The organism is Streptomyces sp. NPDC057287 (assembly GCF_042667905.1).
In the GTDB taxonomy this organism is placed as follows: domain Bacteria; phylum Actinomycetota; class Actinomycetes; order Streptomycetales; family Streptomycetaceae; genus Streptomyces.
In genome coordinates, this window is the sequence record NZ_JBHUYV010000040.1 from 1 (window position 1) to 6,084 (window position 6,084).

Here is a 6,084-nt window from a genome sequence, read left to right on the forward strand (position 1 = left end):
CAAGAGATAGTGATCCAAACGGCGATGGGTCACGGCCCAGACCGCAGACAGGGTGAGCCTGGCATCATCCTCGGCCTCTGCGTCCGAGACATCTGCATGGCGAAGTCGAAGCTCCTGCTCAAGATTCGCTTCGGCCCGACGTACCCGCTCCCGCGTAGGGGAAACCGTCTCAGGATCGGGCCTCCAGCCTACAAATTCGACTGCCACGCCCGAGAAAAGAATCCCAAAGACAAGTATGAGGACCGCCGGCAATAGCGACCCAGGGCTAGCCCCCTGGATAATCCGAACCAGAAAGATCATTCCGGGCACGCCAACAGCAAGTGCAAATATGGTTATAAGCCTACGGCGCCGCCCCACCTTACGGCCCTCGCGGCTGCTTCCACCCTCGAACGATGAGCGATCGCTGAATTCTGATTCTGTCAAGATTTCACGCGCGGGCACAGTTATCGTATAAGTGCCCGCCCTCACTGCAATTTGCCCGTCTGCCGCAATATTACGGCCTGCGTTCTTTTCAACCTCGATGACGCCAAGCTGCTTTCCTTGTACAGCAACACAGTACGCCCGAAAATCTGGTACGGGAGTAAGACGCCTCCGCACGGACTCGACTACGCGCTGGAACGAGTCGACCTCTACGCCTATCAGACTTTCTGGGCCTGAGCCTTGACGGTCATCCACGCCAACAATTACTGTACCGCCGCGTGTATTAGCGAAGGCAGCGATGGTCCTCGCGAGTACGCGCGGCAGCACTCTCGAATGTTTGAATTCAAGGTCGACTCCTTCTGGGCATTGAAGGAGGGCCTCGATCTCTTCCGGCGTCACCATGACGTGAGACTAGTGGCTCCCACGCACGTTGCGTGGCCCGACTGCGCACTTGGTAACAGCTGGGCCGTGGCTGGGCCGTGCCAAGGCACCCGACGATAACCAACGCTGACAGATGCTGATAGCTCAACAGCAGGTCAGGAGCGTTGAAGGCACAGGAACCGCAGGCCAGAAGACCGGCGAGTCACTTCTTCGGCTTCTGAGATTTCCGCAGGTCAGCGACCTATGAACTCTCGTGGGCCGTCTCGGGGCCGTCATTGGCGATCGGGGCGGCCCACACTGCGTCCACGGCTGCTCGCGTACGCGTCTGACTGGCTGGCATGAGGTGCGTGTAAGTCCGCAGCGTGAAGCCCGGATCATGGTGGCCGAGGTACTCGCTCAGGGCCTTGATGCTTTCCCCGGCGTCCAAGAGCACGGATGCGTAGAAGTGCCGTAGCGCGTGCATCCCGTTATCCCTCCCGTTGGCGATACCAGCAGCACGGAGACCAGGGCGCCACTGCCGATCGTTGAAGCGATTCCGGTTCAGAGAAAAGCCTTCGGGACTCCGGAAGATCAGAGAAGCGGTGATCGGCGGGCCGTCCAAGGACTTCCAGGGCAAGGTGACCTCCGCCGCCGGGTACTGCGTGAGGTGGCCGGCCAACGCGAAGGCGATGGACTCTGGCAGAGGAACTTCCCGCTCCTTGCCGCCCTTGGGCGGGGCGAATACGGGCCGGTTGTGTAGAAGCTTCACCTGTCGGACCACATGCACGACACCCCCGAGGAAGTCGACATCCTCGACAGCCAAGCCGAACACCTCCCCCTGCCGAAGACCGCACCCGGCGGCGGGGTCCACAAGTGCCCGATACCGCTCAGGCAGCGCAGCCCGCACGGCCATAACCCGGTCAGCGGACCAAGGCTTGACCTTGCGCGGGTCGAGGCGGGGTGCCTTCACCGACCTTGCTCTGCATGGATTCGCCCGGATCAACCGGTCTTCGACGGCAGCCGTGAAAACTGTGGAGACGTGAGCGAAGATGCCGCGCCGGTACGCCGCCGAGAGCCCTGCGTCCTCAAGGATTCGCATCCACAGCCGAATGTGTGTCGGGTTGAAGGAACCGATGGGGCGCTTGCCGATGTGCGGGAGCGCGTGGAGACGCAACCGCATCTCGACGGACTCCCGAGTGGACGGGTCTGTCATCTGCGTGTTCATCCACTTCGTGGCGTACTGCTCGAAGGTGGCCTTACCGGCCTCCGGAGCGATGTAGTCGCCACGCGACATGTCGGCCTCGATATTCGCCAACCAGGTCTCGGCCCTGCGCTTCTGCTTGTCCGGGAAGCTCTTGGACTTCTCGCTGCCATCGGGACCGATGTAGCGGGCGCGGTAACGCATACCGACACCGTGACGCTCGGTCGCAACCTTGACCATCTTGCCTTTCGGCCCAGGCTCGGTCTTGTACCAGCGGTCTTGGATGTGTCCGGCCATCAGACAACTCCCTTATCCATCTGTGCGGCGACCCAGATGCGCACGTCTTCGGGGTCGTAGCGGAGGTGTCGGCCGACGCGGAAGCCGCGGGGCCCAGTGTCTTTGCGGCGCCACTGGTAGACCGTCTCGACCGGGACACCGAGGAGGTCAGCCAGATCGACCGGCGTCAGATAGCGCTCGGGAAGCAGCCGCCTCATGCCCATGCCTCCGACCCGTCGAGGGCTTCGAGTTCGGCGCGTACTTCGCGCACGGTGTCGCGGTTGGTCTGGATGTCTCGGGCGATGGTGGAGGCGAGCCAGGATTCGCCGGGTGTGTGGCCGTGCCCGGCGTAGGTCCAGTGGGCGAGCGTCAGTGTGGAGCCCTCCGGGGCGTCGTCGGGGTCGGGGAGCCCGCGTTCGTGGCGTTCCTGGCGTGCCCGGTAGTCGGCGCGGACCTGGCGGAGTGCGCCGAGGGTGGTGGAGTAGGCGCGGGACTTGGTGGAGAAGTGGCCGCGGAAGCCGAGCATGTGGGCCCACTGCCAGAGCTTGCGGTCCGGGTAGGCGTCGTCCAGGTCGAAGCACGCTTCGATCAGGTGCCGGGCATGGGCGGGCAGGTCGGTCAGCTTGTCGAGTTCGGCCAGCTCTCCGATGCGCCGGTCCACGGTGCCGGTGGTCTCGGCTGCCTTGGTGGCGTACTTCGCGACGTACGCGGCTACGGCCTGTTCGGTCAGGTCGTCGTTCGCGTTGTCCGCGCCGATCTGGCGTACGTCCACCTGAGCGCCCCACCGCAGGGTCCGCGCCGGTTGGTCACCGGAGGACGGGACGGGCACGCTCACACGGGCAGCAGCGGCCTGGATCGCATCCGACAACAAGGCCACGCTGGCCCAGGACGGCGGGGCAGTGTCGGGGCCGTCCGGTCCGTCGAGTCGGACGATCGCGTGGAAGTGCACGGCGCCGCGCTTCTGGAACTCGGCGACCTTCCCGAAGGAGATCCGGCAGGCGTCGGCCGTGGCTTTCTGGGTGAGGCCGGCGCGGGCGGCAACCTCCCGGCGGAGGTAGATGGTGAAGCGGCGCCAGAGGTCCCCGGCGTGGTTGTTCCAGAGCACCGCGCCCGCGTAGTCGTAGGCGGCCGGGTTCAGGGCGGAGCCCAGTTCCGGCGAGCCCTCGGGGTGGTCGGTGCCGCACCGGCAGAGGCCGCGAGTGGGCCGGTTGTGGACCGGGCCGAAGCTGGGGGCGGTGAGCGTCGCGAAGACCTTGGGGTGCGTACGCACCGTGAGCGGGGTGCCCTTGGACTCGTCGCCGGTCAGTCCGGCGCGGATCAGGTGGAAGGTGTCCCCGGCGTAGGTCCAGGCGCAGGAGGGGCACCGGGAGGCACGCCGGTTCCCGCAGGCCACCCGCAGGCGCCCGCCGGGCTCGCCCTGGGTGCTGTAGGAGTAGAGGACCTGCCCGGTCTTGGTGTCACGGGTGGTGGTCATGCCCTCCAGGTGGATGGGGTCCGAGCAGCCACCGGTGCGGCGTACCTGCTCCTGCCACCGGTCGAAGCCAGGAGCGTTGGCCACACGTAAGAGGTCGGCCAGCGTCAGCGGGTCCGTGCCGACAATGGCGGCGGTACCGGCCACAGCCGACGGGTCCACGGGGAAGGAAGTCACTGGTCGTCCTCCCTCGGGTAGCCGTGCCCCAGGGGCGGGTAGAGGCCGCGCACCTTGGCGTCTTCCTCGGCGTAGTGCGCGTCATCGATCACGGTGAAGAACCGGGTGTAGGGGTGTACGTCGTGGGCGTCGAGGTACATGCCGATCTGTTCCGCCCGCTTCTCGTCGGCCATCTCAGCTGCGTGCAAGGCGTCGTCGAAGAAGCTCACGCGGCTGCCTCCACGGAGTCGGAGACCTCAGCGGTCAGACGCTCGGTGTGGGCCTGAAGGCGGGCGCGACCTCGGGCGCTGACGGTGGCGTGTACGACGGAGTCGGTGGTGTGCTCCACCAGTCCGGCACCGTTGCAGGCCCAGCAGAACACCGACAGGTGGTCGTCTTCACCGGCCCAGCCGGATCCGGCGCACTCCGAACAGTCCGCCCACGGGCGAGAGGTCAGGAAGTACAGGCACTCAGCGGGATCGGTGCAGCGTGACTCCGCGCAGGCCGGGCAAGCCCGACCCAACACCGAACGACGCACAACCAGAGCAGAAGCAGTCATGATGGAAGCTCCCTGATGGGACAGGGGGGCGGCGTGTCTGCTTGGCGGCAGGAACGCCGCCCCCAACTGGCTTGAGCCACTTACTGGCTTAAGCTAGTTGACCACGAGGGAGAGCGAGGGTCAAGACGCTAGCTTAAGCCAGTTGGTATGCTCGGCTCATGACCGCATCCGACCGCTCCCCCCAGCAGCCAGCCAGCCGCCGAATCGCTGACGCACTCCGCGCCTCGATCGAGCGGGGTGAGCTGGAGGCCGGCCAGAAGCTCCCGTCTGAGCGAGCCTTGGCGGAGCAGTACGGAGCGGCGCGCAACACCGCGCGAGAAGCCATTCGCGTGCTGGCTGAGCAGGGGCTCGTGACGGCCAAGCATGGTCGAGGCGTGTTCGTACGCGAGCCCCAACGTCTGTTCCGCTTCGGCAGCGACCGGTACTCGATCGCCAACCGAGAGACCGGGCTGACTCCCTTTCGCCTGGAGGCCAAGAAGCAGGGCAAGGTCCCGCGCATCGACGTCCTGAGCATCGCCCGCGAGGTGCCGCCTGCCGATGTCGCCGAGCGGCTCCAGGTCTCAACCGACAGCGAAAGTGTCGTCCACCGTGAGAACCACTACTTCGCTGACGATGAGCCGGTCCAGATCGTCTCCACCTATCTGCGCTGGGAAGAGGCGGAGGGCACTCTCCTCATGCAGGCGAAGTCAGGGCCCAACGGGATCTACGGACGCCTGGAGGGGTTGGGCCACGTGATGACACGGGTGCGCGACGAGATCAGCGCTCGTATGCCTTCGCCCGAAGAGGCCCGGGTACTCGACTTGTTGCCAGGAGTGCCCGTACTCGAAGTGCTGCACACGAGTCTGGATCAGAACTTGGAGCCCTTCGAGGTATCCCGGTACGTACACCGCGCTGACCAAACCGGCCTGCTCTACGAGCTGCCCGTTTCCTAGCCCACCGCTCTGCTGGAGGACCCACGTGGCTGACACCACCATCCGCCCCCTCGAAGACGCCGATGTCCCGGGAGCAGCGGCAGCCCTGATCGAAGTCCACTCGACGGACGGCTACCCGGTGGAGGGTGTAGATGACCCCGAGGCATGGATCACTCCGCCAGGAGTCGTGAAGGCATGGGTAGCACACCGGGACGGCGTGGTGGGGCATATCGCGATCATGAAGGCGGAGGGGGAGGAAGCCGTCGCCCTCTGGCAGCAGCAGAGCGGAGAGGACGAAACTCGCATCGGCGTTCTGGCCCGGCTGTTCGTAGTGCGCAGCGCTCGGAAGCACGCAGTGGGCGAAAGCCTCATGCGCGCAGCCATGGACTACGCCGAGGAGAACGGCATACGCCTTGTGCTCGACGTGATGGACAAGGACGAGGCAGCCATCCGCCTCTACGAACGCTTGGGCTGGCACTTCATTGGCGGAGCCACGCACCAATTTGGAGACAGTCAGCAAATCCCCGCCAAGTGCTACGTCTGGCCCGCCAGCTAGCTTCGGGAAGTTACAGGTTTCTCTACCTCATCAAGGCACCCGGCTGCGCTCCGCTCCGCCGGGCGCGCTTCCCGGCTCTGGCTGCGCCCGCGCTCCTGCCTTCGGCCCGCTCGGCGCTGCCGCCGCCGACGCGCGCCCGCAGTGGATAGGCCCGGAGGGCATGAGACGAGAACC

Annotated in this window: 8 protein-coding genes; 2 read left to right on the forward strand and 6 right to left on the reverse strand. The window is 65.7% G+C overall.

Features of this window, described 5'->3' with window-relative positions:
- The 6 genes from ACFUNE_RS37450 to ACFUNE_RS37475 form a co-directional block, all read right to left on the reverse strand.
- The coding region (locus tag ACFUNE_RS37450) for a helix-turn-helix domain-containing protein (protein WP_383577478.1) at positions 1-822 on the reverse strand (822 nt) is incomplete at its 3' end.
- A 220-nt stretch (positions 823-1,042) separates the two neighbouring features.
- Positions 1,043-2,278, reverse strand: a complete 1,236-nt coding sequence (locus ACFUNE_RS37455) for a tyrosine-type recombinase/integrase (RefSeq protein WP_375965045.1) — start codon at positions 2,276-2,278, stop codon at positions 1,043-1,045.
- On the reverse strand, positions 2,278-2,475 hold the full coding sequence (locus tag ACFUNE_RS37460) for a helix-turn-helix transcriptional regulator (protein WP_375965042.1): 198 nt from the start codon (positions 2,473-2,475) through the stop codon (positions 2,278-2,280). Before ACFUNE_RS37460 ends, ACFUNE_RS37455 begins: the two co-directional genes overlap by 1 nt.
- Positions 2,472-3,905, reverse strand: coding sequence for a replication initiator protein RepSA (repSA, locus tag ACFUNE_RS37465; RefSeq protein WP_375965039.1), 1,434 nt, complete (start codon positions 3,903-3,905; stop codon positions 2,472-2,474). The genes ACFUNE_RS37460 and repSA overlap by 4 nt, the downstream gene beginning before the upstream one ends.
- Positions 3,902-4,114 (reverse strand): hypothetical protein, encoded by a 213-nt coding sequence (locus ACFUNE_RS37470; RefSeq protein WP_375965036.1) that lies wholly within the window; start codon positions 4,112-4,114, stop codon positions 3,902-3,904. Before ACFUNE_RS37470 ends, repSA begins: the two co-directional genes overlap by 4 nt.
- On the reverse strand, positions 4,111-4,233 hold the full coding sequence (locus ACFUNE_RS37475) for a hypothetical protein (RefSeq protein ID WP_375965033.1): 123 nt from the start codon (positions 4,231-4,233) through the stop codon (positions 4,111-4,113). The genes ACFUNE_RS37470 and ACFUNE_RS37475 overlap by 4 nt, the downstream gene beginning before the upstream one ends.
- 368 nt (positions 4,234-4,601) lie before the next feature.
- On the opposite strand from ACFUNE_RS37475, the gene ACFUNE_RS37480 reads away from it, so the two are divergent.
- Both ACFUNE_RS37480 and ACFUNE_RS37485 read left to right on the forward strand, forming a co-directional pair.
- Entirely contained in the window at positions 4,602-5,375 is a 774-nt protein-coding gene (locus ACFUNE_RS37480) for a GntR family transcriptional regulator (protein WP_375965030.1), read from the forward strand.
- A gap of 25 nt (positions 5,376-5,400) precedes the next feature.
- Complete coding sequence (locus tag ACFUNE_RS37485; protein WP_375965027.1) at positions 5,401-5,910, forward strand: GNAT family N-acetyltransferase; 510 nt, start codon at positions 5,401-5,403, stop codon at positions 5,908-5,910.
- The last annotated feature ends 174 nt before the right edge of the window (positions 5,911-6,084 follow it).